Origin of the sequence: Tabrizicola sp. TH137 (genome assembly GCF_002855575.1) — a bacterium.
GTDB lineage: Bacteria > Pseudomonadota > Alphaproteobacteria > Rhodobacterales > Rhodobacteraceae > Paragemmobacter.
Map to the genome: position 1 here is coordinate 1 of NZ_PKRQ01000010.1, position 26,925 is coordinate 26,925.

The following is a 26,925-nucleotide window of genomic DNA, read 5'->3' on the forward strand; positions in this document are numbered from 1 at the left end:
GTCAGCCAGAAAAGCTCGCCCATGATCCCTCCCCAAGTTGGGAGCTTGAATCATGCCGCGCGCCGTCGCTCAAGCAGATTTATGGGTCCTGACTCTAATACTCATGTCGTACGTCAAACTCGATCATCCCCAAGTGTTGGAACCTTTGTTCTTGGCCTTTTGAAATGTGTTTTCCAAAGATCTGTAGCCCGGCAGTTCTCTTCATTTTCCGAAAGGTACCGCCTCTCGAGTTGGATCCGTCGGTAATGAAAAGACTACTCTCAGCCATCATCTTTTCGAGGATAAGCGGCATGATTTCTCTTCCAAGAACGAATATGCCGCTGCCGCCCTCTGACGTTCCGTCGCGTCTGTAGAAGAACACGTCGATGCGAGGGATCTGACGCAGAGCATCTCGGACGTCTTTCTGCCAGAAGGTGCGCCGTGGCCCGCTGCCGCCAACCAGTGATGGATCATCGCGAAGGTGCGTGCTGACGTCGCAATAGATGATTTCATCTGCAATTCCGGTCAGGGCCAAAGCTGGCTGCCGGATGTCATTGGCCCAGCAAGGATAGAAAGCAATGCGCTCCATGTCAGGCTACTCGGTCAAGTTGATCCAGTGCGTCCAGTCCCGGTACTAGTATGAGCGCCTTCCAGTCCTCCCAGAAGGTCCGCAAGGCAGTGAGGCCAAATTCCATTACGATCCAGCCGAGATCGTCCTGTATCGAGTCCCCGGTCCACTTCGAAACGAAATAGACCCGGTCGATATGGCGAGCGTCATGAAGCTGATTTGCAGACGGTCTGATACGTTGCCCGGCTTGAGAGGGCGACATCGGCAAAATGCCACCATGTGCAAAGGAATTTCGCATCGCCCACATGACCGCGTCGAGCTTCAGCCCATCAGAAGGGATTTCTTCCGCCTTACGAAGGCACTGGACGACATTGTAGGCGGAAAGCTGTCCGCTAGCTGCCTCTCTTGAGACGCGAAGATAGGTCCAGTCCCGCGATGTACGAAAATCGTCGAAAAACACTTGCCCGTTTAGCGAGATCGGTTTGTCCAACCTGCTCTTGCAGGCCTTTTGAACATCTTTCCACGGACTTGCTCCCCGCAGTCGCCCATCGTTCGCATCATTCCAATAGCGAATTCTGTCGCGAACAAGCGCAAACCCGGTGTTCAGAACCAGAAGAAGCCTCGTCACATCAAGTTCGTCAGGTCGATCCAAAGGCAGCAATTTTTCGCTTCGATCGATCAGCGTTGAAATGAAGCCGTGATATTCCATGGAAGTGTATCCTCGATCGCTGACCGGAGTTCCAGATGCGCGGTCTAGGTGCAGCGTAGCGAAAAGCCCTCGCCCCTTGAACCGACAACTTAGCATGTTGCTCCCGTCTTTGGCTGAGCTTACGCCTCCACCCATCCCGCCACGATCCGCCCCGGTACGCCATCGATGGCCCGCTCAGCATCCCGCGCCAGATCGAGCCGCTTGCGCAGCTTGACCTGCGGCACAAGAAGGAAGATCGGTACGGTGGTCAGGCCACGGCCAGACTTCGCGCGTGACGCCACCGCCCGGCCCTTGCTGTTCAACCGCCCCTCCGCCACCAGCAGGCTAGGGCCCCGGCGCCGGTAGATGAAGCGCAGGCGCAGTCCCGTGCGGCGTTCCCATTCGCCGGGGGTGATGCGACCTCCGCGTGTGGATTTACCCGCGGCCGGAGTGGGGATGGCCAGCCAGAACCCGTTGCTTGTCCGGATCAGCGGCCCAGTGTCATGCGCGCCGACGATCACTGGGGCGTTCGACCAGACCAGCGCCGCGGCGTTCAGGCTCTCGCTGCCCTTGGGATAGGTCGCGAGGCGGATCGAGTTGCCAAGCCGGGTGCCGAGGCCTGCGCCGGTGATCTGGCCGCGCCAGGCGGATTTCAGGCCCGCGCCGGCCTCGCGCATGGCAGTCGCGACGGCCTTCTCGCCCGCAGTGATTTCGGCCTGCATCAGGGCGGCGAGGTCGGGGTCGATGGTGAGCTTCAGCTTCATCGGATCACGCCGAGCGCAGATCGAGGGTCCAGATCAGCCGTTCCCGGTCGCGCAGCGGTTCCCCCTGGATCACATGGCTGTCTGCGCCGATGACGATCACGTCGCCCGGGCGCGGGGCGGGGAGGTCCGCCACGCGCACGTCCACCACCGTCGTGTCGCTGACAAAGCGCCCCGCGCCGAAGTCGGTGACGCGATCGGGCGCACGGCGGATGATGCGGATCGGGCGCTCCTCGGATGTGGTGGCGGAGATCCAGAGGGCCGAGGCCGCCATGGAGGCATGGGTGAAAATGCGGTCCATGGCGGCGGCAAAGATGGACATGGGTGGGGCCGTCAGTTCGACGTATGCAGTCGGATCGCCATCCGGGGCCGCTTGTTGACCGGCAAGATCGAGGCTTCGGTCATGACATCGATCCAGCGGCCCTTCTCGTCGAGATGCTGGCGGGCGTAGAGCGGCAGGCCGATGGTGTTGGCGGTCTCCAGGAGGTTCGCCGGGCCGCCATAGGTGGTGAAGGTGTCCATCGTGCCCAAGGGGAAGGCGATGCCCTCGTTCGCGGGAACCAGCCGTTCGGTAGCCTTAGTCGAGAGGGTGACGGTGCCGGAATACTCCTCGAAGAGGATCCCGCCGAAGGGGAAGTTGCGGCGGACATCCTCGCGCAGCGGTTGGGCGCCGGTCGAGGCGTAGAACTTGTAGGCCTCTTCCGTCTTCGGGTGCGCGATCAGCTTGTCGAAGAACTCGCGGCTGACGAGGGCGTGCACGCTGGTCATGGCCTCGCCAAGCAGGTTGTCCTCGATGGCGCGCAGCACCTCGCGCACCTTGCCCTGCACGTTCGTGCCCGCGGTGCCGAGGACGAAGTCCACCGAGATCTGCGCCAAGCCGAATTCGGTGAAGTAGTTGTAGAGCGTGGTTCCGGCCCCATCCTTCACGATGCCGCGGAGCGCGTTCATCTCCATGTATTCGCGGGTCTGGGCATGCTTGCGGCGCATCAGGAGCAGCTTGCGGTTCATCACCTCGACGAGGGGATCGGCCGCATCGAACGCGCCGCCCAGCGCGGGCTGTCCTTGGATGTCGGCAGGCAGGACCACGTCGTCATGCGGGATCCACGGCAGTGCGAAGCTGCGCATGGACCGACCCTCGCGGGTGCCGACGGTGGCGGGGCCGCCGAGGGGGACCGAGGGCAGGAGGCTCAGAACACCCTCGTACTGCTCGATGATGACCGAGCGCTGGCTGACCCCTTCGAAGCGGAAGAGGCCGATCTGGGCGAGGCGCGTGTAGAGGTTGGGCAGGATGTTGATGGCCTGCGTCATCTCGGCCAGCGAATAGCCGCCAGCGTCGAAGGGATTGCGGACGAGGGTCATGGGGTGCTCCGAGGGATGAGGGGGATCAGACGCCGTCGCGGGCGACGATGCCTGCGGCGGCCAGCTGGCCGATCTTGGTGGTGATCTTTGCCCCGTCATCGACGGTGGCGTCGTAGGCGAGACCCGCGCGCGAGACGATTGCCGGGCCACGGGCCACGACGATGCCGATGGCGTCCGCGAGGGTTGCGTCCACGGCATAGAGCAGGACGGCCGAGGCAGTCTGCGCGCCATCCGTGCCGCCGCTGGTCGCGAGTTTGTATTTGCCGCTGGCAGTAATGCGGCCGAGGACCGCGCCGACGGGATAGGGCATGCCCGCGAGCAGCGTCACCACTTCGCGGGTGTAGTTCGGGTTGACCTCATATTTGATGACATCGCCCATGCTGGGCGGTTCCGTCAGGACGGGCATGGTTCAGTCTCCAGGATGATGGGGGATGGGGGCGCCCGATCCGGGCGGTGCGCGTCAGCGCGAGGCGGCGGCCGACTTTTTCGCGGCCGCGACAATGGGGCTTTCCTTCGCGCCCGCCGCCGGTGCGGTGGCGATGATGCCCGCGGCATCGCTGCGGGCGGCAAGATCGGCCAGGACCCTGGCGCGCAGCGCCTCGGGCTTAACGCTCTTGGCGACCGCGTCTGCGGCGTCAATCTGGATGCCGAGGCGCGCAGCTTGCGCGCAGACCTGTGCGACCTCGGCCGCCTCGGCGCGGACCGCTTCAAGCGCCAAGGCCGTGGCTTCCGACTGCGGCGGCGCGACTGCCGCGGGCGCGGCCGGTTCCGGCGGGGGGCTGGCGGCAGGCGCGGCAGCAGGCTGCGCATGATCTTCGGGGGCAGTGGTCATCATCAGGCCCTTTCCTCTGGGGGTGGTTGTGCCGCGGGGTGCGGCGGCGAAAGCGCGGAAGGCGGTGACCGGATCGGCCACCTCGTCGGCAAGACCGGCGAAGACGGCCGCCTCGCCGCGGAAGACGGCGGCTTCGGTGCCCAGCGCCCGTAGGGTGTCGAGGCGTCGGCCGCGCCCTTCGGCGACAGTTTCGGCGAAGAGCTGGCGCAGGTCCTCCAACTCCCCCGTGATCCGGGCGCGGACGGCCTCGGGCAGGGGTTGGTAGGGGTTCGCATCGATCTTGCGGGCCCCGGCATGGATTAGCGTGACGGCGATGCCCTTTTGATCGAGCGCTCCGCTCATGTCGCTGTGCATGGCCACGACACCGATGCTGCCGACAGCGCCGGTGCGGGGCAGGACGATCCGGTCAGCCTGGGAGGCCAGCGCATAGGCGGCCGAGAGGGCGTGATCGGCGACGAAGGCATGGACTGGCTTCTGCGTCCGAGCGGCCCGGATGCGGTCGGCGAGGTCAAAGGCCCCGGCCACCTCGCCACCGAAGCTGTCGATATCGAGGGCGATGCCGCGGATCGCAGGATCGGCCAGTGCCGCTTGCAGCTGGGCGGCAATGCCCTCGTAGGAGGTCAGCCCCGAGGATTGCCCGATCCAGGCGCCGCGATGCACCAGCGTGCCCGCGATCTCGATGACAGCGATCCCGTCCTCCACAGCGAAGGGCAGGGTTCCGTTCCGCCCCCGGTGGTTGGTCAGGTCGTCGCCAAAGAGCGAGGCGCGGGCAGGCAGGGTGGCGGTGGCCTGATCCTCTACCGTGACCTCCAGCCCGTCGACGCTGATCTCCCTTCCCGTGATCCGCGGCCCCAGCCCGGTCAGGAAGGCCAGCGCCTTGGCGGGGTCGACCATCAGAGGCGTGTTGAAGACGCGCTGGGCGATTTGGGTGTGGTGCATCATGCGTCCTCCGCGGGCCTGGGCTCCCGGTCCTCGCCGTCGTCTTGCTGATCGCTGCTGTCCTGCTGATCCTGCTGCTGGCCCTCGGCATCACCCGGCGCAGCGCCGCCACCCGCCGCCTGCGCGGGTGATCCCGGCCGCCGGAAGTCAAGGCCCAGCGCGGCCTCGCGTTTGCGTTCGGCCGCGATTTCCCGGTCGACCTGTTCGGCGTCGTAGCCGCGCTCGGCGATGGCCTGCGTGCGGGATTTGAGACCCGCCTCGATCTGCAGGATCTCCGCCGCGGCATCCTTTGCCGGGTCTATCCAGTCCCACTTGGTGGGCAGCCAGTCGCAGGCGAGGTATTGGCGCCGGTCGGTGGCATAGCCCGGCAGATCGATGGCCCCTGCCAGCACGGCCATATCCATCCACCGCGTCCAGACGGCCCGGCACATCTGGTAGACCATCACGGAATGCTGGAAGGCCGAGACGCGGCGGCGGAAATCCACCAGCGCGATCCGCGTGTTGGAGAAGTTCCCCTTGGCAGTATCGCCGGTCAGATAGCCGTAGGGCACGCCCAGCGCCGCGCCGATCTGCAAGAGCGTGCGGTACTGGAAGGGTTCATAAGTGCTGCCCGAATCCGGGGTGGACGGCGTCGTGACATCTTCGCCCGGGTCAAGGCGCACCACCTGGCCCGGTTCCACCTCCAGATCGTCCTCGGCCGGATCGAGAGCGGTTTCCGGGGCAGGGGAGGTGATGAACATCGCGAACATCGCTGCGGTCTTCTTCCGCTCCAGTTCCGCATCGTCGTAGAGGTCCAGCGTGAACAGCTTCACCACGGCCGCCGCAAAGCGCGATACGCCGCGCAGCTGGCCTGCCTCGACGGGGTCGAGGATGTGGATCACCTCGGACGCGGGCACGCGCACCGTCTCGCCCGCCAGCCCCGGATCGGTCATGTCGCCCGGATGGCGGCGGAGGAAGTGATAGGCCACGCGCCGCCCGATGCCGTCGAACTCGATGCCCTGCCGGATCGATCCCGCACCGGGCAGGACGCGCGTCATGTCCTGGGGCAGCATCTCCGAGGGCAGCATCTGCAACTGCATCGGCACCGTCAGACCATCTTCGGGACGCCGCGTGCGGATGCGCAGGAAGACCTCGCCTGCCAAAAACACCTCGCGTGCCGCCCTGCGCTGCAGACCGAAGAAGTCGGTCAGCCCTTCGGCATCGGCCTCGTCGGTCCAGGCGAGCCAGAGCTTCTGCAACTCCTCCTTCTTCGCGGCCTCGGCGATCTTCGACGAGGGCTTGATGCCGTCGCCGACGACATGGTTGGCGAAGGCATCGACCGCGTTCGCGGCATAGCCGTTGTTCCTGACCAGCCAGCGCGCCCGGGCGGTGATGGTCTCGCCCGAGGCGGCGATCAGCGTGTTCACATGCGCCCGGGTGGCGCGGAAACCGCGCATGCGGCGGTGGGACTGCGCCGCATCGAACCCGCCGATGATGCTGCCGATGCGCTGGCGGAAGGCGTCGAGACCCATGGTCAAAGACCCTTCGTCGCGACCGTGCCCCAGCGGCGACGACGCGGGGTGGCGGAGGCGGTGGCAATCCGTCCCTCCAAGTCCCGAATGGCTGCGGCCAGTTCGGCGTCCGAGCCATAGGTCACCGTCTTGCCTTCGTAGCTGACGCTGCGCAGCCCGGCGAAGCGTGCTTCCTGCAGCGCCGTGAGCAGGGCCTGCATGCGTTCCAGGTCCATCAGTCCCTCATGAAGTTCGGGGTGTAGGCCCGCCGCTTCCGGCGCGGCGTGGTCAGGGTTCCGGCCTTGGGTTGGGCCGGGTCAGGTGGTGTGGCATCGGCTGGAACAGCCACCGGCATGCGCGTTTCGACGCCCGCCTGTGCTTCCAGTCGCCGCCATGTGGTTTCGTCCCACCGGTCGGCGCCGAGGATCCACGCCGCGGCACGAGCATAGACCCGGCAGTCCAGCGCCTCGTTCCGTTCGCGCATCTTCTGCCATTCCTGATGGGCATAGCCGCGCTTGTTACGGATCGTGACCAGCTGCTCGGCCACCAGCTGCTTCAGCCATTCGGTCTCGGCCCATCCAGGCAGGTGGATCGTGCCGGGGGCATCGAGCATCCCGGCGGCGCGGTCCTCGTCGGAGGGCCGGTCGATCCGCAGGAAGCGGTAAGTCTCCGCCTTGAACGTCGCCGTGGCCACCGACCAGAGCCGCGCGCCCCGGCGCAGCCGTTTGCCGCCGATTGTCGCATCGACATAGGTCGGGCCTGAGACAGGCGCGGCGCGGTTGAACCCTTCGAGGCCCTTCAGCGGTGCCACCTGTTCAAACCCGACCTTGCGCGACCATGCGTAGACGGCCGCGGCCTCGTAACCGGTGTCGATGCCAAGCCGTGCCAGGGTCATGAAGGCGCCGTTGGCATGTTGCCAGCTGCGCCCGAGCAAGGCGGTCAGCTTGTCCCACGCCGCCGGATCGTCGGGGCCGCCCGGGATGACGATGTGATCGACAAGCCAGGACTCGAGACCCCGGCCCCAGGCCCAGATGTCGACCTCGATACGGTCCCTCTGGACGTCGGCCCCGGCCGTCAGAAACAGGCCAGCCAATGGCACGGTGCCCGGCTTCCAGGATTCCCGCCGATCCGCCAGCCGCTGCCATTCCGGTGCATCGCCGCTTTCGACCCATGTCTCGCCCAGAAGCGTGTTGCGCGCCGCGCGCAGCGTCTCGTCCGAACCTTGGGCTGCCAGCCATTCCCGCGCGACGTCGGACCAGCTTTTCCAGCCCAAGGGCGAGTAGAGTGCCGAGAGGTGGAAGCCGATGGCCTTCGAATCCCTGGAAACCGCTGTCGCCCGCCATTCGCCTTTGGCCAGCATTTCGGTCTTGTGGTGCTCGGCGATGGCGCGTTCGCAGCCCTCGCAGTGATAGGCGGCGGTTTCCGGTCGGCCCTTCGCCCAGCGCAACCGGTCGAACTGCAGCCATTGCATCGTGCCGCAGTGCGGGCAGGGCACGAAGTAGCGCCGCTGGTCGGAAGCCTCGAATTCCCGCTCGATGCGCGACAGCCCCCGGATCGTGGGCGTCGAGACCATGAACACCTTTCGCCGGTGCGAGAAGGTGGTGGTCCGCGCCTCGACCAGCGTGACCGGATCGCCTTCCTCGTCGGCAGAGGCCGGATAGGCGTCGACCTCGTCCAGAAACACATAGCGCGCGGGCATCGACCGCAGGCCGGTCGCCGAATTTGCACCGGTCAGCACCAGGATGCCGCCGGGGAATTCCTTCGACAGCATCGAATTCCCGGCGTCGCGCGACCGGGCCGGGTTCACCCGTTCCCGCAGGGCCGGGCTGTCCGCGATCAGGGGATCAAGACGGCCCCGCGAGGTGCGCTTCGCCAGTTCCAGGCTCGGCAGCACTGCCAGCATCGGCCCCGGCGCGTGATGGATGACGAAGCCGATCCAGTTGTTGCCGGCCTCGGTCGCCCCCACCTGCGCCGCCTTCATGAAGGTGATGCGCTGGGCGGGATGCCCGGGCGACAGCGCATCCATGATCTCGCGCAGGTAAGGGGCCCGGGCGGTGCGATACCGCCCCGGTTCCGCCGCGCCGCGCGAGGACAGCCAGCGATGCTGATCTGCCCATTCCGACACCGTCAGGTTCGGATCGGGGCGCAGCCCCTGCCGCCAGACCCGCAGCAGGTCCTCGGCACCATCAAAGCCGAGGTCGAGGCCCGCGGTCAGATCATTGTCGGCAAGATCATCGTCACCCGAGGGAAACCCTGAGGTCGGCGAGGGCGTCGAGCTGTTCGCGGACATGGGCTTCCAGCACCCTCTGCATGATCGCGGTCTCGATCGTCACCGATGCCCCGGATTGCCGTTCCACCTCCGCCATGATCTGCGCCGCCATAAGTGCTGCCACCCGTCCGGGCCAGGTCACCCAGACATCCCGTTCCTGCCGCGCCAGACGGAAGACGAGGGTCTCCGCTCGCGCGCGGTCGACCAGCGTGCCCTTCTTCTTCTGAACGGCCAGCTGGCGTTCTTGCGCCGCATAGACCGTCAGCGCCGTGCGGGCCTTGATGTAAGACGTCGTGTCGCCGGGGCCATTTGCCAGCCCATCGCCACCCAGACTGCGGCGTTGCTGGTCGGGGTCCGTCATCTCCGCCCGCCGTAAGTCCGAGGCCGCGGCGTTGATCGACCCGTCGTCATGGACCACCAATCGCCCGTTCTTGCGCGCCTTCTGGACCCCGCCGCGCGACAGGCCGGAATGCGCCGCATACTCGCGTTCGCTCATGCCCTTCATGGCGCAGACAATCCGATTAAGATGATGATATCGCTATATAATCAGTTGATTAGAGGGCGCGACAGAGCGAGTCTGAACCCAAGGGAACGATGCAACTCACCAGAGGAACCCCGCCATGACCCGCCGCACCGCCCAGCCGAACGACAAGGCCCTCGACGCATTCATCGCCGCCAAGGCCGAGATCGACGTGATGCTGGAGCGCCTGAAGGCCCTGAGCGACGACCACTTCGAGACCCATCCCGACGAGATCCATTGGGGGCATGTCGGCACGCTGAAGCACTACGCGAGCCTGCTGCGCCAGATCAGCGACAGCGCCTTTAAGGAAGGCGAACACGCCGCCTGACGCGCCCACAGCGCGCGACGGCCGCCCCGTCCGAGGATGGGGCTAGCCTCCGTAGAAGGCGCGCATACCGCGCGCCCAAAGCCACGGAGGCCCCGATGACCACCCCATCCGACACTCAGACCATGATCTTGTCCCGCGCCGCGACCCGGCCCGGCAACCTCGCTCTGCCGCTGCCCGAGGGGCTGGTTGGCGCCGCAGCCAAGAAGGTGGTCGGCAAGATGATCGCCCGCGGCTGGCTCGAGGAGATCGAGGCCAACTTGCGCCGCGGCGAGCCGATGTGGCGCGAGACCGGCGACGGACACGGCACCACGCTGATCGCCACCGAGGCCGGGCTGGAGGCCATCGGGATCGAGCCAGTGGTGGCCAGCGCCGTCGCCAGCGTGCGGAAGGCGAGGCCGAAGCCGGAACCGGTGCAGACGCCCGACGACACCGACACCGCGAAACCGGTCGCCATCCGCGCTGGCACCAAGCAGGCCCAGATCATCGCCATGCTCCAGCGTCCCGAGGGAGCGACGGTCGCCGAGATGGTCGCGGCGACCGGCTGGTTGGCCCATACCGTCCGCGGCTCGATCTCGGGCGCCCTCAAGAAGAAGCTAGCCCTGCCCATCGCTGCCGAGAAGGCCGAGGGCAGGGGGATGGTCTACAAGCTGCCCTGATCAGGATTGCAGCCTCAGACCCTTCTGGCACCCGAACCCGGGCCGACAGCGTTGCTGATGTCTCTCAGTTGCGCGGCCAGCCATTTCCCATTTGCCATCCTCTCTCGGACCCTTGCGCGATGGATGTCCGGGGAGGGTGGCTCCTTCCTGTGATGCCGCCTTGTGTTGCAGTACCAGCAGGCAGCGACGATGTTCGCTGCCACGTTAGCACCGCCGTCGGAGCGGGGGTGCAGATGCTCTGCCGTGCAGCGGAGGTACTTCCGCATGGCTGGTGCCCGGCAGATTTCCGGCAGGGCATTGTCCAGCTCCGGATCCCACATCGGCAGGTTGCAATAATAGCACCGGCCGCCCTGCGCCAACATCTTGGTTCGACGAATATTCGACAGCTTTCCCATCCAAGGGGTCTCCATTCAACTTCGTGAGAAGCGAATGCGCGGCGCCTTGGAGGGGCGCTCCCCGGCGGGAAGCTTATGCTCGCGCGAGACCCGATCGTTCGTGGTTCCGCAGTCCGTACAACGATGCCGTCAGGGTTTTCACTGCCGACCTGAGGGGGCTTATGCCGCCGTCAAAGCTCAATTTCGAGCCTTCGTTTGACTGGACGGTAGAGGACTGTGGATTTTCCGTCAACGGCGTCTCTCTAGCAGACTGCGCAGCAAATAGGGCCGGAGGCGGGCCAGCGGCCAGTGCTCGATCTGGCCGGACAGGAGGGGCGCGTTCATGCCGCGAGCCGCTTGGCCTTGAGGGCGGCGAAACGCTCGCCCGTTTCCGCCAGCACGGCCTCTTGGCCGGTAAAGGACTGCCAGCGCTCGATGGCGACATCGACATAGGCCGGGTTCAGTTCCGCGCCGAAGCAGATCCGGCCCGTGGTTTCGGCCGCGATCAGCGTGGTGCCGGATCCCATGAAGGGTTCAAAGACGGCTTGGCCGGGGCTGGAATTGTTCAGGATCGGCCGCCGCATGCATTCGACCGGTTTCTGCGTGCCATGCACGGTATCGGCGTCCTGATCCCGGTTTGCGATCTGCCACAGCGTCGTCTGCTTGCGGTCCCCCGCCCAGTGACCTTTGCCCTTGGCGCGTACAGCATACCAGCAGGGTTCATGCTGCCAGTGATAGTCGCCGCGGCTGAGGACCAACCGGTCCTTGGCCCAGATGATCTGCGACCGGATGGCGAAGCCCGCAGCCACCAGGCTGTCTGACACCGTCCCGGCATGCAGCGCGCCGTGCCAGACATAGGCGACGTCACCGGGAAACAGCGCCCATGCCTCGCGCCAGTCGGCACGGTCGTCGTTCAGCACCTTGCCGGTGCGCTTGGTTTTGGCCGCGCCCGCGGCGTTGCGCCAGGAGGGGTCATACTCCACGCCGTAGGGCGGATCGGTGACCATCAGCAAGGGCCGCACATCTCCGAGCAGCCGCCCCACCACATCGGCCGAGGTGCTGTCGCCGCAAATCAGGCGATGCGCCCCCAGCTGCCAGAGGTCTCCCAGCACTGACGCCGGAGTGATCGGCAATTCCGGAACGTCGTCCTCGCCCTCGACCGGACCATCGCCGCCCAGCGCCTCGGGGTCCCGCAACAGGGCGTCCAAATCCTCGTCGCTGATGCCCAACAGAGTCAGGTCGAAATCCTCGGCCAGCAGCCCCGCGATCTCGTCGCGCAGCAGGGCCTCATCCCATTCGCCCAGCTCGGTCAGCTTGTTGTCGGCGATCCGGTAAGCCCGGCGTTCCGCCTCGTCGAGGTGGCTCAGCCGGATCACCGGCACCTCGGTCAGCCCCAGCATGGTCGCGGCGAGTACCCGGCCATGGCCCGCGATCAGCTCACCATCGTCGGCCACCATGCAGGGCACGGTCCAGCCGAACTTGGCCATGCTAGCGGCGATCTTCGCCACCTGGTCGTCCCCGTGCATCTTGGCATTGCGGGCATAGGGGCGCAGCCGGGCAATCGGCCAGGACTCTACCTGGCTCGGCGCGAAGACGAGGTCCATGGGATGGGGCTCGGGATGTGAGGGAGGGGAAATGAAAAGCGCCCGCGAGGGTGTTCCTCCGGACGCAATTCTTCGATGATCAATGGGTAGGTCAATGGGGGCAGGTCTGTCAACTCGAAAAATGAAGTGGATTCAACGGCTTCTAACGAACTGGCATCCTGTGGTGGCTTCCGGCCACCTGGCTTCCCCGGAGGTGGCTTCCCTGGCTTCCCGACGGGAATCCACCCCAGCCAGATCGTGATTCCGCAAGCCGCTGATCTGACTCAAGATTTCCGGCATCAGCGCGCAAGGTGGCTTCTGCCTGGCTTCCCCGGTGAAAACGCCTCACGCTAGCGAACCGCCGCGCTGCGCCCCCCCGCATACGTTCACGGCCGGGGAGGAACCAAAGGAGGGGGGCGGTCCGACCGCGTCGGTCAGTTGCCCTTGAGGAAGTCGTCGACGAACTCCGACACGGGAGTTACGCCGGTCACCAGCAGGTGATCCCTCGCCCTTGTGCAGGCAACATAGAGCAGGTGCCGTTCCGTGTTGTAGACTTCCTCGAGGTCCGCGTCGTCAGCCACTGACTCGATCCGCTCTGATTGCGGGATCACTTCGTCGTCGCAGGCCATGACCACCACCGACCGGAACTCCAGCCCCTTCGCGAAGTGCATTGTACTGATGGCGACTGCCCCGTCCTCCACTTCGACCTTTTCACTCAATTCGACCGCGCGAACGCCCGCAGCTTTCGCGGCAGCACGCGCACGTTTCAGTTCCGCGTCAGACCTGACGAAAATACCAACCTCGCGCGGTGCGCAGCCCTCCTTCAGTCGATCCGTGATCCATCCTGCAACCGCGCGGCATTCGTGACCCTCATCGTTGCAGGCCAAGACCATCGGCGGAGGTCCGTCGAACATCGACACAGTGCCGCGCCGCCCTTCCGTGTTGCCATCCACATCCGAAACGGTTGACGGCAGGAGTCGATCGGCATGTGTGCGGATCTGATGTGACGTGCGGTAATTGATGCGCAGGGTGAAAGAGCGGCCGCGGACATCAAGGCCAAGCGCCTTCCAGGAAAAGGGCTGTTGAAAGATGCGCTGGCCAAGATCTCCGGCGAAGAAGAGACCGTCGCTTCGCCCTGCTGCCATGGCGGCGAAGAACCGCGCCTCCGTCACACCCAGGTCCTGCGCCTCGTCGATCACGGCGAAGTCGTAAGGGCGTGCGCTGCCTTGGCCGAAACTGTCTGCCAGACGGCCGAAAACGTCCGACCATGTTACAACGCCGCGTTCCCTTAGCCCAGCACGGACGCGTTCAAAGATGGTCCAAAGGGCTTCGCGCTGTTTGCCGCCGATCCGAGTCTTCCTACCGAGCCGCGAGACGTCACGGTAATCTTCCCACGACCGAAGCTGCCAGGCGTCCACGACGTCGTTCCACTCTCCGATCAGGAACTGGGTCGAGAACCTGTGTCCTTCGACTTCAGCCGCTGCTTTCGCGATCAGCGACTTGACCAATGCAGCAGGTGCGATCTGCGGCTGCCCAAACCGCTCGGAATAAAGGTCATACCCAACTGCCGAGACCGCCTTCACGACAATCCGCGCCGAAACCAAGGGCTCATTGCCCACGAGGCTGGCCAACTTGCTGCGCAGGGCATTCGCCAGCGGCTTGGAGAACGTCGTCAGCAAGACCTTGGCAGAAGGATTGGCGCGGGCAAGATGGACCGCACGATGCAGCGCCACGATGGTTTTTCCTGTCCCGGCCGAACCCGAAACTCGGGTCGGACCGGAGAAGGATCGCTCGACAAGGTCAGCCTGGGCCGGATGCAGAAAGACCGCCCACTTGTCCCACGGATAGTCGAGCGCCTGCTTCAGTTCTTCTGCGTTGGCCAGAACGCGGAAGCGGCGCTGGGCGTCCGGGTGAGCAAAGGGATCGGCTTCGACCGGAGCAGGTTCGGGCGGTTGCGGTTTCTCGCCCACAGCCAGTTTCAGCAGAGCTTCCTGTGCCTCTTGGGGCAAGTGCTCGATGATGTCGAACAGCGTGTCCTCGGTGGCCGCCCGGACGTCATTCACCCATTCCTCGGGCACGCCAAAGGCCATCAATTCGAACTTGCGCAGATTGTCGAACAGTCGGGCTGCGGGCGTGGTGGCAAGCGCGGGTGTTGCGGCCACCTCCTTGGCCTTGAAGATTTCCACCTCTTCGACCCGCTCGCGCACCTCGACCAACTGCATGGCGCCCGTCGTCGGGTGGCGCTCGATCTTCCGCCGTTCAGCCCATTTGTAGGCGTCGTCGTGGTGATCGACATAGACCAGCAAGATGCTGGCGGGGGTGCGATGTACGATGATTCGGATGTCAGCATTCACCCGCACCGACCAGAAGTTCGAGTCCTTGGCGCGGTCCAGCTTGTGAAAGGACAGGCCCGGTGCCGAAGGGTTGATCTGAAGATCAAAGGCAGTCGTCTTAACAGCTTTCTGCTCTTGAGCAGTCAAGCGGCCAAGGCTGCCTGTGAAGGTGTCGGCTATCCGGAAATTCATTGGTCCTCGTCGTCAATGCCGTCGTCGTCATCGTCGACAAACTGAATATATCTTTCGACCTCTTCCCCAAATCGGCCTCGCTGAAGATTGAGAGGGGGTTCAGCCGATGCAATAAGAATTGCCTCTATATGGTTGAGGATCTCGTTGATGGCTGGCGGCCTAACCGCAGCATTAAGGTCGAGTTGACCGCCAGCAACAGGAGAAGTGCCGAACCATGAAAATCGGCTCCATCTCTGTGCAAGGTGATCGAATCTATGATTTCTTAGCCTCACCAAGAGCCTTTGGTTGCCTGCTCCTGTTTGGCCTATGTAGACGATCTTGAAGTTGTCGTCATAGAGGACGTAAATGCCTCGCTGCTGCCGAAAATCAACAGCAGCAGCGCCCCTTCGGCCAGTCCAGCCCAAAAGTTGTCCGCCATTACCACGGCCACGACCGCCCCAGTCGACGTCGTCTCGGACCCAAAAGAGACCGTAGTTCCTGATCAGCATTCCCTCACTCCACCGCAAACACCTTCATCACCTCGTCCCCGAGGTGGTTGATCACCTTCACCGCGATCCGCCCCGACTTCGGCTTTGGGAACGGCCGCGATGTGTCGGAATACAGGCTCTCCCAGGCCTCCTCGTCGATCTCGGCCTTCAGCGTGGTCTTCAGCGCCTTGTAGGGGTCGTTGGCGCCGAGGAAATAGGCGTGGCGGACGAAGAAGGATTCCTCGTTGTAGTCGGTGTCCAGCATCCACAGGGCGATGCCGTCGGTGCCTTCGCTCTGCACCTCACCGGTCTGCGGCTTGAATACGTCCACGCCGAAGACCTGGACCTGCACCATGCCATCCCCCGCATCGGTGATCCGGATGTCCGGCTCACCGAAGATCACGAACAGGTTGCCCGCGCCGGTGGATTTCAGATCACCGCCCATGTGCAGGTCGGGGTTCATCCGGGCCTTCAGCACGCGGATGCGGCCCAGCTTGTCGAACTCGCTGCTATGGGCGTCGTAGTTGAAGGCGCAGCAGATCAGCACGTCGAAACCGGCGTCGCCCGCCTCGCGCGCGGCGGCGACCAGATCGGGGCGGGAAACCGTGCCGAACTCCGGCCCGATGAACACGCCCGCGCGGCGCTGGGTGTCGCCTTCCATGAAGGTGCCCTCGGCTGCGATCCAGTTGCCGGGCCACCCCTTCAGGCTGGTGAAGGTGATCCGGTCCTCCTTGTGCGCCTGCTGCACGCCTGCGGCTTTCAGGTTTTCCAGGATCATGTGGGCGAAGTCGGTGAAGTCGCGCGGGGCCTCGGCCGCCTTGCGCTTGCCCTCGGCGGCCTCATAGGTGTCGATCAGCTCGTCATCCCAATCGACGGCGAGGGTGCGGTGGGGCGACAGGCTTTCCACGGTGAAGGGACCTGCGACGCGGGTCTTGGTATTGTCGATGAAGGGCTTGTCGTAGAGGTATTCGAAATCCGCCTTGGCCGCGATGCTGGCGTCGATCTCGCGCTGGCGGGCGATGCGCGCCTCCCAGAACCGTTTCAGGGCGGCTTGCGCTGGGGCGGGCCAGCCTTGGGGGGCCTCGCGCGGGATTTCCCATTCCATGAAACCGTTTGCCGGGGCCATTTCGCCGGAGGGGAGCTTGACCTGCCCGCTCGCAGTGAAGTCGATCTTCGCGCCTGCGCGGCCGCCGGTTTCCACCTTGAAGGGGGTGGAATGGCCCGCAAGGGCGGCGTTCAGGGCTGTGATGGCGTCCTCGACGGCGGGCTGGAGCCGGTCCCAGATCACGTCGATCTCGGCGTTGTTGGCGATGGATTTCAGCGTGATGTGCGGCACGCGGTCATAGACGAAGCCCTGGCGGATGCTGCCGTGGGTGGGGGTGGATTTGGGGACGGAGCGGGTGACCTCGGCCTCTTTCTGTTGGCCTTCGGGGCTGTCGGCCAGCAGGTAATAGGGATAGCGCGCGCCCATCAGGCGGGACCGGGCCAGGGCCACGGCGACACGAGAGGTGTCGATGGTGATCCAGCGCCGCCCCCATTGTTCGGCGACATAGGCCGTGGTGCCAGAGCCGCAGGTGGGATCGAGCACCAGATCGCCGGGGTCGGTGGTCATCAGGATGCAGCGTTCGATGACCTTTTGTGAGGTCTGCACGACATAGATCTTATCCTCGTTGAAGCCAGCGAATGCCGTGTCGCTCCAAAAGTTATTCCTGCGACGGGTGCTGCTGTCGTCGAAATACTTTACGAAGACCAAGGTATTCCCGATTACGTCCAGTCGGTTAGCTTTCCTGAGCTGCTCCATTCCTTCCGGAGTAGTGCCGAACCACCGTTTGTTCGGTCCAAAGAAACGGCCCTCCATGGGAAACTCGAATTTGCGACCCGGTCCCGGTTTTGTCAGGTTTTCGGGGCGGAAGAACCTCGCGCCTTCCGAGGTTGCCGTTTCGCGATCATTTTCTTTCTTGATGAAGCTGTGTCGCGTTCCATCGGGAAGAACGAACTTCCGATATGAAGATGCTTCTTCTTCAATATCCAACTGGGTGAACAGCTCTCTATACTTCGATTTGACTGCATCTTTGGCGAACCAGAGGATGTAATCGAAGTTGGTTGCCAGCCTATCCTTTGAGGCAAGGCCTGAAGTTTTGCTGAAAGCGATTTGGCCTAAGACGTTGTCTTCACCAAACACCTCATCCATCAGCGCCCGCACGCGGTGGACGTTCTCGTCGCCGATCTGCACGAAGATGCTGCCGGTCTCGCTCAGCAGATCGCGCGCCACGGTCAGCCGGTCGCGCAGGTAGGTCAGGTAGGAATGGATGCCGTCCTTCCAGGTATCGCGAAAGGCGCGGACCTGTTCGGGTTCGCGCGTCACATGGGTCTTGTCGCCATCCTTCACATCGCGCGAGGTGGTAGACCACTGGAAGTTGGAGTTGAACTTGATGCCATAGGGCGGGTCGAAATAGATGCACTGCACCTGCCCGCGCAGCCCCTCACGCTCGGCGAGGCTGGCCATCACCGACAGGCTGTCGCCCGAGATCATCCGGTTCGACCAGTGCTGATCGTGCTGGTAGAACTCGGTCGCGGCCTCGGCATCGGGCAGGCCGTTGAAATCGGCGAACATGTCGAACTGCGGGGCGTCCTTGGCCGCCTTGGCGCGGTTGGCGGATTCGCGTTTCAGATCGTCGATGATGACCTTGGGGTGGACCTTTTCCTGAATATACAGCGGCGGGGCCTGAACGATCAGGTCGGACCAGTCCTGCTCATCCTTGCCGCGCCAGACCAGCTGCGGGTCAAGGTCGCGGTTGCGACGTTCGTAGGCCAGCTGGATGGGCGTCTTGTCCTGATCGCGCATGAGGCTTTCGAACTCAGCCGTCGGGATGTTCTTGCGCGTGGCGTCGTGGGTGAGGGTTTCGACCTCGATGGGTTTCTTGGCCATGGGTCAGCCCTTCTGTTCCGTGCCGGTCACCCGGCGAAAATGATTACCATCCTGCGTCAACCAAGGTGCAAGCCGCGCACTGCCAGCGTCAGTCAGCACAAACCAGCGGCGCTCGTCCTTCACCAAGCCACCGGCATGAAGCGAACGCATCACGGCCCGGTCAAGGTGAAGATATCCGTTGAAACAGAAGTAGATGCCCCGCATCGGAATGCGCGGACCGGCGAGTTCGACGTAGGCCGCAAGATACGCGATGTTGCGCGGGGTGTCAGGATTGTGCGCTGCCGGGGCCGCATACCACCAGGACAGCCTGTCAGCTTCGAGCCTTGGCCTTGTCTCGATCTTGCACGTCGAGGGAGGTTTCCCGTCGATACGTTCACACCAATACTTCAGTGTCGTCCAGGCGCGATGGTTGTTCATTCGATCAAGGCCCCTTGCCGGGCCGGGCCCGCGCCGAGGGATTCGAGCAGTTTGTCGAACTCATCCTCCATCTCGTAGACCGCTGTGAATTCCGCGAATTCCCAGCGACCGAACTTGCCGAGGTTGTTGACGCCCGGCACCCAATAGGCGCGCATGGTGTTCGCCTTGTCCTTCGCATCCTCGCCGCGGTAGCCCTTGATCTCGACGATCAGGTTCAGCGGGTCGGGCTTGCCGTCGTCGACCTGGACGATGAAGTCGGGCAGGTATTTGCGCGGGGTGGAGCCGGAGAGGTAGGGCACCTCGAGGCCAAGCCCCTGGTTCTTGACGTAGGACAGAACGCGCGGGTGGCTTTCGGCGACGCGGGCGAACTCGGCCTCCCAATCGCTGTCGCAGACGACCCAGTTGACGTGGGACTTGTCGGGGCGGGTCTGCCAGCGCAGCGCCTTGGAAGTGGTGAAGTTGACGTAGGCGGTCGTGCCGGTGGGATTATAGGCGTCGAGGATCGCCTTGATCTGGTTCTCGCCCTTGAGGGATTCCGTGATGGCCGCCTTGATCCGCTCGGCCGCCATGTCGGCGATTTCCGGATAGAGAACCTGGCCCATGTGGGTTCCGCCTGTGCAACGCAGGTAGCCGCCATCTAGCCATTGGCGTGTGATGCGCTTCATCTGGCCGAAGAGGTGAAGTTTCGGGGCCTCGCCATGGTCGCGATACTTGTGAGTGATCAGGTGGCGTGCGAGGCGGAACATGATGGTGGAAGGGCGCAGGTCCTCCGGCTGCTCCAGGGTCAGGTCAACGCCTTCGCCGATGATCCCCTGGTTAGTGGTTGTGGAGGGGCCGAGAAGCTGCGGGGTCAGTTCCAGGATATGGTCAGGGCTGAAACTTGCCTCAAGCCGTTCATCCGGCAATTCGACCCGATAGCCTTCGACACGGGGGAAGGTGATTTCCAGCGCGTCGCGATCAGGCTTAACGGCGTGGACGCGGACGGTTTCGCGCGGAGCCGCCGGGGGGGAGATTACCGGTTTCGCGGTGAAGTCGAATGGAATGCCCAGGACATCGGCATATTCGACGTTGAAGAGCCCCTCGTCGTTCAGTTCATAGGATTGGCGGCGCAGCGCGCGGCCGATCACCTGTTCGCACAAGAGCTGCGTGCCGAAGGCGCGGACGCCAAGAACGTGGGTGACGGTGTTCGCGTCCCACCCTTCGGTCAGCATGGAGACCGAGACTACACAGCGGATCTGTTCCCCGAGGCGACCCTTCTTGCCGACGGTGTTCATGACCTCGCGCAGCAGGGTGGATTCGTCGATCTTGTCGCCAGCCGTGATGTCGCCCGTCCGCTCGACCATCTCGCGCTTGAACTGCTCGATTTCGACAGCCGCCATTTCGCGGAAATCCTTGTCGAGCGCCTCGCCGGACTCGAGCTGAGCGCTATCGATCAAGATTGTGTTCGGCCGCGGCATGCGGTTGCCGAAGTCGTCGTAATTCCGGAACAGGGCAAGGCGGCCATTCTCAAGGGTGGTCTCGGTGCCGTCGTCGCTGACCCGATCAAAACCCGAGATGTATTTGTAGATCAGTTCTGAAGTCGCCGTGTTGTTGCAGACGACGATGAACACCGGCGGTACGCCGATCCCCTTGTCCTGCCAAAGCTGGAAGGTCTTTTCGTAATGACCGTAGAGGGCTTCCAATGCGGTCAGCAGCTCGACCGGCAGGCTGAACGGATCAAGCGCCTTGCCTGCCGCACGTCCCTTTTTGGGGAGCTTCTTGCCGATGTGGTCCCAGAGATTGCGGAACTTTGGCGTATCGCCGCCCGGCACGTTGTCTGCAATCGGCACGCGCGGCAACTTTACGATCCCGCATTCGATGGCGTCCATCAGCGAGAAGTCGGACATCGTCCAGGGAAACAGCGTGCCTTCGATGTATCCTGAGCCTCGAAGGAAGAACGGTGTGGCCGACAGGTCGTAGACGAGGCTGATGCCAAGCTTCCGCTTGACCGCTTCAAGGCCGGATATCCACATGCGGGCGGCCTCGTTGTTCTCCTTGGCCTCGCTTTTTTCGTCGCCCTTCAAGTCGTCTTCGGTTTCGCCAACGGCATCCTTTACCCGCTCGCGATAGCAGTGATGCGCCTCATCGTTCAGAACGACGATGTTCTTCTGGCCCATCAGGTCACCCATGACCCTTTGGATCATCTCGCCCTCGGTCTCCAGCGTCTGGACTTTTTCGCCGCGCCAGCCCTCCAGTGCCTGCCTGGTGCCTTTGGCGATCACCAGTTTTTCGCGCAGCTTGAATGCGTGATAGTTTGTGATCACGATTTTGGCTGCCTGGATGTCGCGCAGCATGTCGGGCGGCGTGATCTCGCGCGAACGATAGTAGCTTTCAGGGTCGTTCGGCAGCAGGACGCGCAAACGGTCCCGGATCGTGATGCCAGGCGAGACGATCAGGAACCGGCTGGAGAACTGCTTGCTGTTCGGGTGTCGCACGGCGTTAACCGTCTGCCACGCGATCAGCATCGCCATGACGGTGGTCTTGCCCGCCCCGGTCGCGAGCTTCAACGCAAGGCGCATCAGTTCGGGATTGGCCTGCTCATTGGCTCCCTTGATGTGCGCCCAGAACTTGGCGACGCGCGGCCCCATCTTCGGCGCGACCTCGGTCAACCAGATCGCGGTTTCGACGGCTTCGATCTGGCAGAAGAAGGGGCGGACGCCCTCGAACTTGTGGTGTCGCCAATGTTGCAGCAGTCGGGCTGTTTCCGGTGTCACGAGCCACTGGTCAGGGTTCGGAAGATTGCGCCACGTTTCGACATATCCCCGAACCTCGTTGATGATCGGGGTGGGGTTGTACTCCTGATCTGCGGTCGAAAGATCGTCATCGGCACCGAGCAGCAGAGCGCCCTGCTTCTGGCTTTGCCGTTGCTTTTTCGTTTTGGGGACCGGCGTAATCAGGTCTGAGCGGCGCCTGGTCTCGATGATGCGGTTCGTCGGCTGACCGTCAGTGTCTAGTTCCCAATGGCGGCCGGGGTATTCGTAGGGGGAATTCAGGATCGGCTTTTCGAAGAACTGTTCAGACATTGGGGGAGTCCTTTGCAGCGTTCCCCTTCACCACCGCCTTCTGTTCGTCGATCCACTGATCAATATCGTCGTGCTTGAACCGCCATTGGCCTCGAACCTTGAACGCCGGGATCTGGCCTGTTTGCGCCATCGTGTAGACAGTCTTCTCTGCAACCTTCAACAAAATGGCGACCTCTGGCAAAGTGAGAATGGGGTCCGTCATGGACCTGCTCCCTCTCGAATGTGATGAGGGGGAGCGTGCCAGACTTCGCCAAACATTACTAGGATATGATTGCTACAGGTTGCGCGCAGGCCAATCAGTTTCTTCGAGCCTACGATCCCCTTACCTCAGCCACGGCCGCGCCTTCGGCATCGCCACCGTCACCTCGACCTCGCGTAGCATCCCGCCCGCGATAAGTCCCTCGCGGACCCAGCCCAGCGCTTGCCACCAGTCGTCATAGCCGCGACGGGCAGCGTCGATCTGCTGCGGGTGGGGAGAGAAGGTGACGGGGCAGGCCAGGATATCGACGGTCTTCCACGTGGCGCGCGCGCCCGGGCCGCGCACGCAGACGCGCTCGGTACCTACGACGATGGCGCCCGCGTGCGTGCCGTGCTGGTTCTGCTTGACGATGGTCGGCACGCAGCGCGGGACGGCGCCGGGCATCCAGTCCGGGGTCAGCCCGGCGCGGGCCAGTTCGGCGACGCGGATCGCCATGCGCTTGCCGCCGAGGCTGTCGGGGATCCCGGCAACGGTGGCCGCGATAACCTCGGCGTCTTCGTGGGTGTAGCCGCCGATCTTGTGCTGGCCGCCGTCGATCTTGCAGCCCAAAGCGGCGCGTTGGAGGAGGACATATTCGAGGCCGAAGCCAAAGCCCTCCTCGGTGACGTCCTTGGGAAGGGGCAGTTCCAGCTGCGCCTGCTCGATCCGGAACGCCCATTCCAGCGCCGCTTGCACGCCCAGCGCGCGCTTGATCCTGGTGCCGCTGACGCGGCCGTGGAAACTCATGACTGCAATCCTTCAAGGAAATCCATCTGCGCCGGGCGCTGGGCCTGGTCCGTCGGCCGCCAGATCCACGGGCCGGAGGCCATGGGCAGCTGCGAGAGAGCGCCACGCATGTGCTGCTGCCAAAGGGTGAACTCCGTTGCCGAGCACGCGCAAAGCGCGTGCCCGATGGGCCAGCCCATCAGCCATCCGACGAAGAGCGGGTTCAGCCGCCGCCGCGCCCGGCCCTTCAGGATCCGCCGCGAGACGGCGCGCCCATGCGAGGCAATCATCGAAGCCCAGAGCGGGCGCGAGATCGGGGCGTGCGGCAAGGATCGCGGCCCATCGGGCGAGGTCGCCGGGGCCGGGGGGGTGAAGCCCTGCTCCGCCCGGTAGTGCAGCAGATCCATCCGGGATTTGCCGTCGCTGCGGGTGACGCTGGCCTCCGAACTGCCCTTCCAGTTCTGTGCTGCCGGGGTCGGCCAATGGTTCGGCAGGGCCTTCGCGATGCCCAGCGCCAGCGCTTCCGCCTTCCTCGTGAAGTCGCTGTTCCCGGCCGGGTTGTAGCGGCCGGTGCCGGGATGCAGGCTCATTGGTGTGGGCCAGGATGAAGATGCGCAGCCGCTCATGCGGCGCGCCGACCTCTGCCGCCGAGAACAGGCCCGCCGCAGGCGAATAGCCCAATCCCCAAAGCTCTCGCAGGACGGTTTCAAGGCCGAGAGTGACGTGACCGGCGACGTTTTCGAGGAAGACCCATTCGGGGCGGAGCTCAAAGATGACGCGGGCGACATCAGGCCAGAGATGGCGGGGATCGTCGGCGCCGCCGCGCTTCCCGGCCGCGCTGAAAGGCTGGCAGGGATAGCCTGCGAGGACGGCATCGAAGGCGCCGTGGAAGGGAAGGGCGTCGAACGTCCGCAGGTCGGTCCAGATCGGGGCCGGGGCGAAGTATCCCGCGCGCTGGGCGGCGATGAGGACCGCCCTTGGCCAGTCCTCCCATTCGACGAAGGCGCGGGTGTGATAGCCGGGTTCGGCGAGCATGAGGCCCAGATCAAGGCCTCCGCCGCCTGCGCAGAGGGAGAGTCCGTGCCGGGGACGAAGCACCATGCCATTCACCGCACCCCGCGCTCGCGCAGGCGTTCGACTGTCACCAGCCCCCGGGCCAGCATGGCATCGCGCATGGTGTTGCTGATCGCGCTGACCGGCAGGTAGCGGTCGGAGTTGACCAGATCGGCGTAGAAGGCGGGCAGGTCCGTGATCGGCTTCGTAGCCGGGGCGGGGGCTGCCTTGGGCTTCCGGCGCTTCCGCCCGGCATCCTCGACCTTGCGCTGGGCTGCGCGCTGCATCGCCCGGTCCAGCGCCTTCGGCCCGTCTGGCGGTTCGGGATGCTCATCGCGGGATGCCTCGGCTGCAGCGATGATCTCCGCCTCGGTCAGTCCCAGTTCGTCGCGCCAGCGCTGAACGTGCAGCCGGGGCGGCCAGCCTTGCCACCAGCCGGGCAGCGCGCCCGGGTCGAGGCCCAGCGCATCAAGCAGGTCCCTGAAAACCGCATCAGAAATCGCCGCGCGCGCCTGCGCACCCTCCTCCTCCTTTACTGGTTTACTTAGAGGTTCCCTTACAGGGTTAGTGTCCGAAATCCGGACACGGCTTTCGGCTTTTTCCGGACACGGCTCGTCCGAAAAATCGGACACGGCTCTCGCGTCGTTCCCGTGTCCGAAATCCGGACACGGCAAGGCATCGGCCATGCCGTCATCGTCACAAACATCGGTACTGTCGCGGCTTTCTACGCCCTGATCCTGTCCGTGTCCGATTTCTGGACACGGTACCACCGCTACAGGTGTGAAGCCCGGCTCGAACCCCAGGATGTAGCGGGTCGGCAGCTGTCGCTTAGTCGCGGGGTCAAGCCGCGGCACCCGCCGCAATAGGCCCACCGCCTCCAGCTGTCCAAGGTGGTCGTTCAGCGTGGACCGGCTGATCTCGCAGTCATGCGCCAGCCGGTCCTGCGAGGGGAAGCAGCCGTAATCCGGGTTGAACCGGTCGCAGAGGTGCCAGAGCACGATCTTGGTCGTCGGCTTCAGCCCGCGCTGCTTGATGGCCCAGTTGGTGGCCTCGTGGCTCATGGCGCGGGCCTCCGCGGGGCAGGGGCGATGCGCGTGGTGAACCCGTGATCGGCCAGCGCGCCCAGCGCATCGTCGAGACTGCGCACCAGCGCCCAGCCGAACCCTTGCGCCAGAACGGCATCACGGAATGCCTCCTGTTCCGGCCGCAGGCGCCCCTTCGGCGCCTTCAACTCGAGGAACAGGACGCGGCCGTCGCTCAGGACCATCAGGTCCGCGAACCCGGCATGGACGCCCATGCCGACAAGGATCGCTTGGCGCTTGGCCCCGCGGGACCCGGCCTCGGTCACCTCGTTGGCGCAGTGATGGATGATGGCGGTGCGGGGCAGGGCGATGCGCAGCGCCTGCACGACGGCGCGCTGCAGATCGGCTTCGGGGGTGCCACGGCGCATCATCTCGCGGCCCTCCCCTGATCTTCGCGCTGGGCACGCGCTACCCCCCGCCGCGCATCGACGACCACCAGCAGGCGCTGGGCATCGGCGCGCTCACCCGGGGTCTCGCCATGCTGGGCGAGCACATTGCAGGCGAGGCGGATGAGCAGATCGCTGTGATGCGCGACATCGGCGATGACAGCGCGGGCCTCGGCCACTCGGTCGGAGGGCCAGGCGGAATTGCGAGGGTGGATGGTCATGACCGCCCCCGCGTCTTGCGCACCGGATGGGCCTGTTCCTGCGACCGGATCCACTCCTGGATGGCGGCGCGGCGATAGAAGGTCTTTCGACCTATGCGTGTGCAGGGCGGTCCCTGGCGGCGGGCTTCCCACCGGGACAGCGTGTCGGCCGTCAGGCCCAGCGCCCGGGCCAGCTTCTCGCGGCTGATCCAGTCGGCCAGCAGGTCGGGGAAATCTTCGTCGGGATCGGTCAGAATGTCTTTCATGGGCTGCTCCATTCGCGCGGCACCCCTCTTGCGGGGGTCAATCCAGCGAAGCAGAGCGCGAGGACCGGAAGACAGGCGGAAGATGGAATTGAAGGTGGAGGACCTATTCCGCCCCTGTTTTCATTGTGTTTTGGGGCTTGTGGGTGGTCGATGCTACTGCACGCAGCCGCCTCCACGGCGATCATCCGAGGCGGCTCCGGGCGGTGAACTGTGCGCGTGCGTTACCACTCCCTCCGGGCCGGGCGATCTGACCGGCTTTCGGACGGATTGGCCGGTCCTGACGGGGCCGGAATTGCCGGAACGTGCTGTTCCGGTCGGGTTCCGAAGGCGCTCGATGATATCCACAGGTTCTTTCTTTGTTCGTGGCGAGCAGCACAGGTTTGTGGTTGCGCGCTCGCCTTCTGGATGCGTAATTTCTTGGTTGAGCAGTCCATAAGAATCGAAAAGACGAACACAGTCGGATGCACGCGCCGGTGACGGTGCGGCTCTGGCTTACAGGCGGTTTTCCTCGACGACGTGCTCTCCACCCCGTGGGCCCGCGCGCCTCGCGCGTCGGGTCATTTGTAACCTGCATGCCGACGGCCCTGGCCGAAGGATGCCGCATGTCTGAAAGGAGTTTCCCGATGCCCCTGCCGCCTGTTGCCTTCCACTCCATCTACGAAATCGCCGTGCGCTGGGGTTGTCCCCCTGCCGATGTGGCGGGCTGGGCGGCGGCGGGCCATCTGCACGTCGTGGTGGGCATACCCCCGGTCGTCTGCGGTGCGGAGACGGTGGCCGGAATGGTTCAAGTGCCCATGGCTGAACTGATGGGCATGTTCCGGCGGATCGGCCCGAGCGATGAACAGTCGAGGCTCAGGCGGGTCATGCCATTCGGCAGCAAGGCCTGGCTCACGATCACCGATCCGGCCGAGGGCTTGCTGGTCCGGTCCTCCGACCTCCTCCTCGATGCCGGAACGCTGCAGGCCTTCGAGGAAGAGCGCGATCTGCTGCGGCGCCCGGCTTCCTCAGTTGGGGCCAGCCCGCGGTACGATTGGGATGCGATGTACGCGTGGCTGACGTGGTTCCTGTTCGAGAAGGGAGTGCCCGACACCCAGACCGCGCTTGTCTCGCTGGTGCAGGACTGGTTCGTCCAGAACTCGAAATCGGGCGAGGTGCCGGATGAAAGCACCATCCGCAAGCGGCTGTCTTCGCTCTGGCGCAGGTTGCGCGGCGAGGATGCCGCGTGAGC

28 protein-coding genes and 1 pseudogene are annotated in these 26,925 nt (G+C 64.5%); 3 read left to right on the forward strand and 26 right to left on the reverse strand.

Annotated elements, in window-relative coordinates; translation table 11 throughout:
* Positions 1-94: 94 nt before the first annotated feature.
* From C0V75_RS20750 to C0V75_RS20800, 11 genes are all read right to left on the reverse strand, one after another.
* Positions 95-568: a hypothetical protein gene (locus tag C0V75_RS20750; protein WP_101922903.1), complete on the reverse strand. Its 474-nt coding sequence runs from the start codon at positions 566-568 to the stop codon at positions 95-97.
* Between the two features lies 1 nt (position 569).
* Entirely contained in the window at positions 570-1,256 is a 687-nt protein-coding gene (locus C0V75_RS20755) for a hypothetical protein (protein ID WP_143710477.1), read from the reverse strand.
* Between the two features lie 119 nt (positions 1,257-1,375).
* Complete coding sequence (locus C0V75_RS20760) at positions 1,376-1,999, reverse strand: DUF6441 family protein (RefSeq protein ID WP_101922905.1); 624 nt, start codon at positions 1,997-1,999, stop codon at positions 1,376-1,378.
* Positions 2,000-2,003: 4 nt separating this feature from the next.
* Positions 2,004-2,318: a hypothetical protein gene (locus C0V75_RS20765; protein WP_101922906.1), complete on the reverse strand. Its 315-nt coding sequence runs from the start codon at positions 2,316-2,318 to the stop codon at positions 2,004-2,006.
* Between the two features lie 11 nt (positions 2,319-2,329).
* Positions 2,330-3,355, reverse strand: a complete 1,026-nt coding sequence (locus C0V75_RS20770) for a major capsid protein (protein WP_101922907.1) — start codon at positions 3,353-3,355, stop codon at positions 2,330-2,332.
* A gap of 25 nt (positions 3,356-3,380) precedes the next feature.
* Positions 3,381-3,761, reverse strand: coding sequence for a head decoration protein (locus tag C0V75_RS20775; protein ID WP_101922908.1), 381 nt, complete (start codon positions 3,759-3,761; stop codon positions 3,381-3,383).
* Positions 3,762-3,815: 54 nt separating this feature from the next.
* Positions 3,816-5,126, reverse strand: a complete 1,311-nt coding sequence (locus C0V75_RS20780) for a S49 family peptidase (protein WP_101922909.1) — start codon at positions 5,124-5,126, stop codon at positions 3,816-3,818.
* Positions 5,126-6,637, reverse strand: coding sequence for a phage portal protein (locus tag C0V75_RS20785; RefSeq protein WP_101922910.1), 1,512 nt, complete (start codon positions 6,635-6,637; stop codon positions 5,126-5,128). Before C0V75_RS20785 ends, C0V75_RS20780 begins: the two co-directional genes overlap by 1 nt.
* A gap of 2 nt (positions 6,638-6,639) precedes the next feature.
* Positions 6,640-6,852, reverse strand: coding sequence for a phage head-tail joining protein (locus C0V75_RS20790; protein WP_101922911.1), 213 nt, complete (start codon positions 6,850-6,852; stop codon positions 6,640-6,642).
* Positions 6,852-8,906: a phage terminase large subunit family protein gene (locus C0V75_RS20795; RefSeq protein ID WP_101922912.1), complete on the reverse strand. Its 2,055-nt coding sequence runs from the start codon at positions 8,904-8,906 to the stop codon at positions 6,852-6,854. The genes C0V75_RS20790 and C0V75_RS20795 overlap by 1 nt, the downstream gene beginning before the upstream one ends.
* Complete coding sequence (locus tag C0V75_RS20800; RefSeq protein WP_101922913.1) at positions 8,854-9,390, reverse strand: hypothetical protein; 537 nt, start codon at positions 9,388-9,390, stop codon at positions 8,854-8,856. Before C0V75_RS20800 ends, C0V75_RS20795 begins: the two co-directional genes overlap by 53 nt.
* A 115-nt stretch (positions 9,391-9,505) precedes the next feature.
* On the opposite strand from C0V75_RS20800, the gene C0V75_RS20805 reads away from it, so the two are divergent.
* Together C0V75_RS20805 and C0V75_RS20810 are read left to right on the forward strand one after the other, a co-directional pair.
* Positions 9,506-9,733: a hypothetical protein gene (locus C0V75_RS20805; RefSeq protein WP_101922914.1), complete on the forward strand. Its 228-nt coding sequence runs from the start codon at positions 9,506-9,508 to the stop codon at positions 9,731-9,733.
* 95 nt (positions 9,734-9,828) lie between these two features.
* On the forward strand, positions 9,829-10,389 hold the full coding sequence (locus C0V75_RS20810) for a DUF3489 domain-containing protein (RefSeq protein ID WP_101922915.1): 561 nt from the start codon (positions 9,829-9,831) through the stop codon (positions 10,387-10,389).
* A 14-nt stretch (positions 10,390-10,403) separates the two neighbouring features.
* Here C0V75_RS20810 and C0V75_RS24210 read toward each other — a convergent pair whose 3' ends face one another.
* The 15 genes and pseudogenes from C0V75_RS24210 to C0V75_RS20880 all read right to left on the reverse strand — a co-directional run bounded on the left by C0V75_RS24210 (position 10,404) and on the right by C0V75_RS20880 (position 25,697).
* The gene (locus C0V75_RS24210) at positions 10,404-10,799 is read right to left on the reverse strand and encodes an HNH endonuclease (protein ID WP_101922916.1); all 396 of its coding nucleotides are present in this window, start codon (positions 10,797-10,799) and stop codon (positions 10,404-10,406) included.
* Positions 10,800-11,104: 305 nt separating this feature from the next.
* Positions 11,105-12,367: a site-specific DNA-methyltransferase gene (locus tag C0V75_RS20820; protein WP_101922917.1), complete on the reverse strand. Its 1,263-nt coding sequence runs from the start codon at positions 12,365-12,367 to the stop codon at positions 11,105-11,107.
* A gap of 413 nt (positions 12,368-12,780) precedes the next feature.
* Positions 12,781-14,871, reverse strand: coding sequence for a 3'-5' exonuclease (locus tag C0V75_RS20825; RefSeq protein WP_101922918.1), 2,091 nt, complete (start codon positions 14,869-14,871; stop codon positions 12,781-12,783).
* Positions 14,868-15,359 (reverse strand): GIY-YIG nuclease family protein, encoded by a 492-nt coding sequence (locus C0V75_RS22835; protein ID WP_143710478.1) that lies wholly within the window; start codon positions 15,357-15,359, stop codon positions 14,868-14,870. Before C0V75_RS22835 ends, C0V75_RS20825 begins: the two co-directional genes overlap by 4 nt.
* A 4-nt stretch (positions 15,360-15,363) precedes the next feature.
* The gene (locus tag C0V75_RS20835; protein ID WP_101922920.1) at positions 15,364-18,267 is read right to left on the reverse strand and encodes a site-specific DNA-methyltransferase; all 2,904 of its coding nucleotides are present in this window, start codon (positions 18,265-18,267) and stop codon (positions 15,364-15,366) included.
* Positions 18,268-18,270: 3 nt separating this feature from the next.
* Complete coding sequence (locus C0V75_RS20840; RefSeq protein WP_101922921.1) at positions 18,271-18,684, reverse strand: hypothetical protein; 414 nt, start codon at positions 18,682-18,684, stop codon at positions 18,271-18,273.
* Positions 18,681-21,746, reverse strand: a complete 3,066-nt coding sequence (locus tag C0V75_RS20845; RefSeq protein WP_101922922.1) for a BPTD_3080 family restriction endonuclease — start codon at positions 21,744-21,746, stop codon at positions 18,681-18,683. The genes C0V75_RS20840 and C0V75_RS20845 overlap by 4 nt, the downstream gene beginning before the upstream one ends.
* The gene (locus C0V75_RS20850) at positions 21,739-21,948 is read right to left on the reverse strand and encodes a helix-turn-helix domain-containing protein (RefSeq protein ID WP_101922923.1); all 210 of its coding nucleotides are present in this window, start codon (positions 21,946-21,948) and stop codon (positions 21,739-21,741) included. The genes C0V75_RS20845 and C0V75_RS20850 overlap by 8 nt, the downstream gene beginning before the upstream one ends.
* A 120-nt stretch (positions 21,949-22,068) precedes the next feature.
* Positions 22,069-22,731, reverse strand: a complete 663-nt coding sequence (locus tag C0V75_RS20855; protein ID WP_101922924.1) for a hypothetical protein — start codon at positions 22,729-22,731, stop codon at positions 22,069-22,071.
* The gene (locus tag C0V75_RS23805) at positions 22,728-23,300 is read right to left on the reverse strand and encodes a DNA methyltransferase (RefSeq protein ID WP_254216549.1); all 573 of its coding nucleotides are present in this window, start codon (positions 23,298-23,300) and stop codon (positions 22,728-22,730) included. The genes C0V75_RS20855 and C0V75_RS23805 overlap by 4 nt, the downstream gene beginning before the upstream one ends.
* A 31-nt stretch (positions 23,301-23,331) precedes the next feature.
* Positions 23,332-23,811, reverse strand: a pseudogene (locus C0V75_RS23810) (DNA cytosine methyltransferase); the annotation flags it as partial.
* Positions 23,812-23,816: 5 nt separating this feature from the next.
* Entirely contained in the window at positions 23,817-24,824 is a 1,008-nt protein-coding gene (locus C0V75_RS20865; RefSeq protein ID WP_101922926.1) for a helix-turn-helix domain-containing protein, read from the reverse strand.
* Entirely contained in the window at positions 24,821-25,216 is a 396-nt protein-coding gene (locus C0V75_RS20870) for a VRR-NUC domain-containing protein (RefSeq protein ID WP_101922927.1), read from the reverse strand. The genes C0V75_RS20865 and C0V75_RS20870 overlap by 4 nt, the downstream gene beginning before the upstream one ends.
* Positions 25,213-25,452, reverse strand: coding sequence for a hypothetical protein (locus C0V75_RS20875; protein WP_101922928.1), 240 nt, complete (start codon positions 25,450-25,452; stop codon positions 25,213-25,215). The genes C0V75_RS20870 and C0V75_RS20875 overlap by 4 nt, the downstream gene beginning before the upstream one ends.
* The gene (locus tag C0V75_RS20880; RefSeq protein WP_254216550.1) at positions 25,449-25,697 is read right to left on the reverse strand and encodes an AlpA family transcriptional regulator; all 249 of its coding nucleotides are present in this window, start codon (positions 25,695-25,697) and stop codon (positions 25,449-25,451) included. Before C0V75_RS20880 ends, C0V75_RS20875 begins: the two co-directional genes overlap by 4 nt.
* A gap of 602 nt (positions 25,698-26,299) precedes the next feature.
* Here C0V75_RS20880 and C0V75_RS20885 point away from each other — a divergent pair.
* Positions 26,300-26,923 carry a hypothetical protein gene (locus tag C0V75_RS20885; protein ID WP_254216551.1) on the forward strand — a complete coding sequence of 208 codons (624 nt, stop codon included), beginning with the start codon at positions 26,300-26,302 and terminating at the stop codon, positions 26,921-26,923.
* Positions 26,924-26,925: the final 2 nt, after the last annotated feature.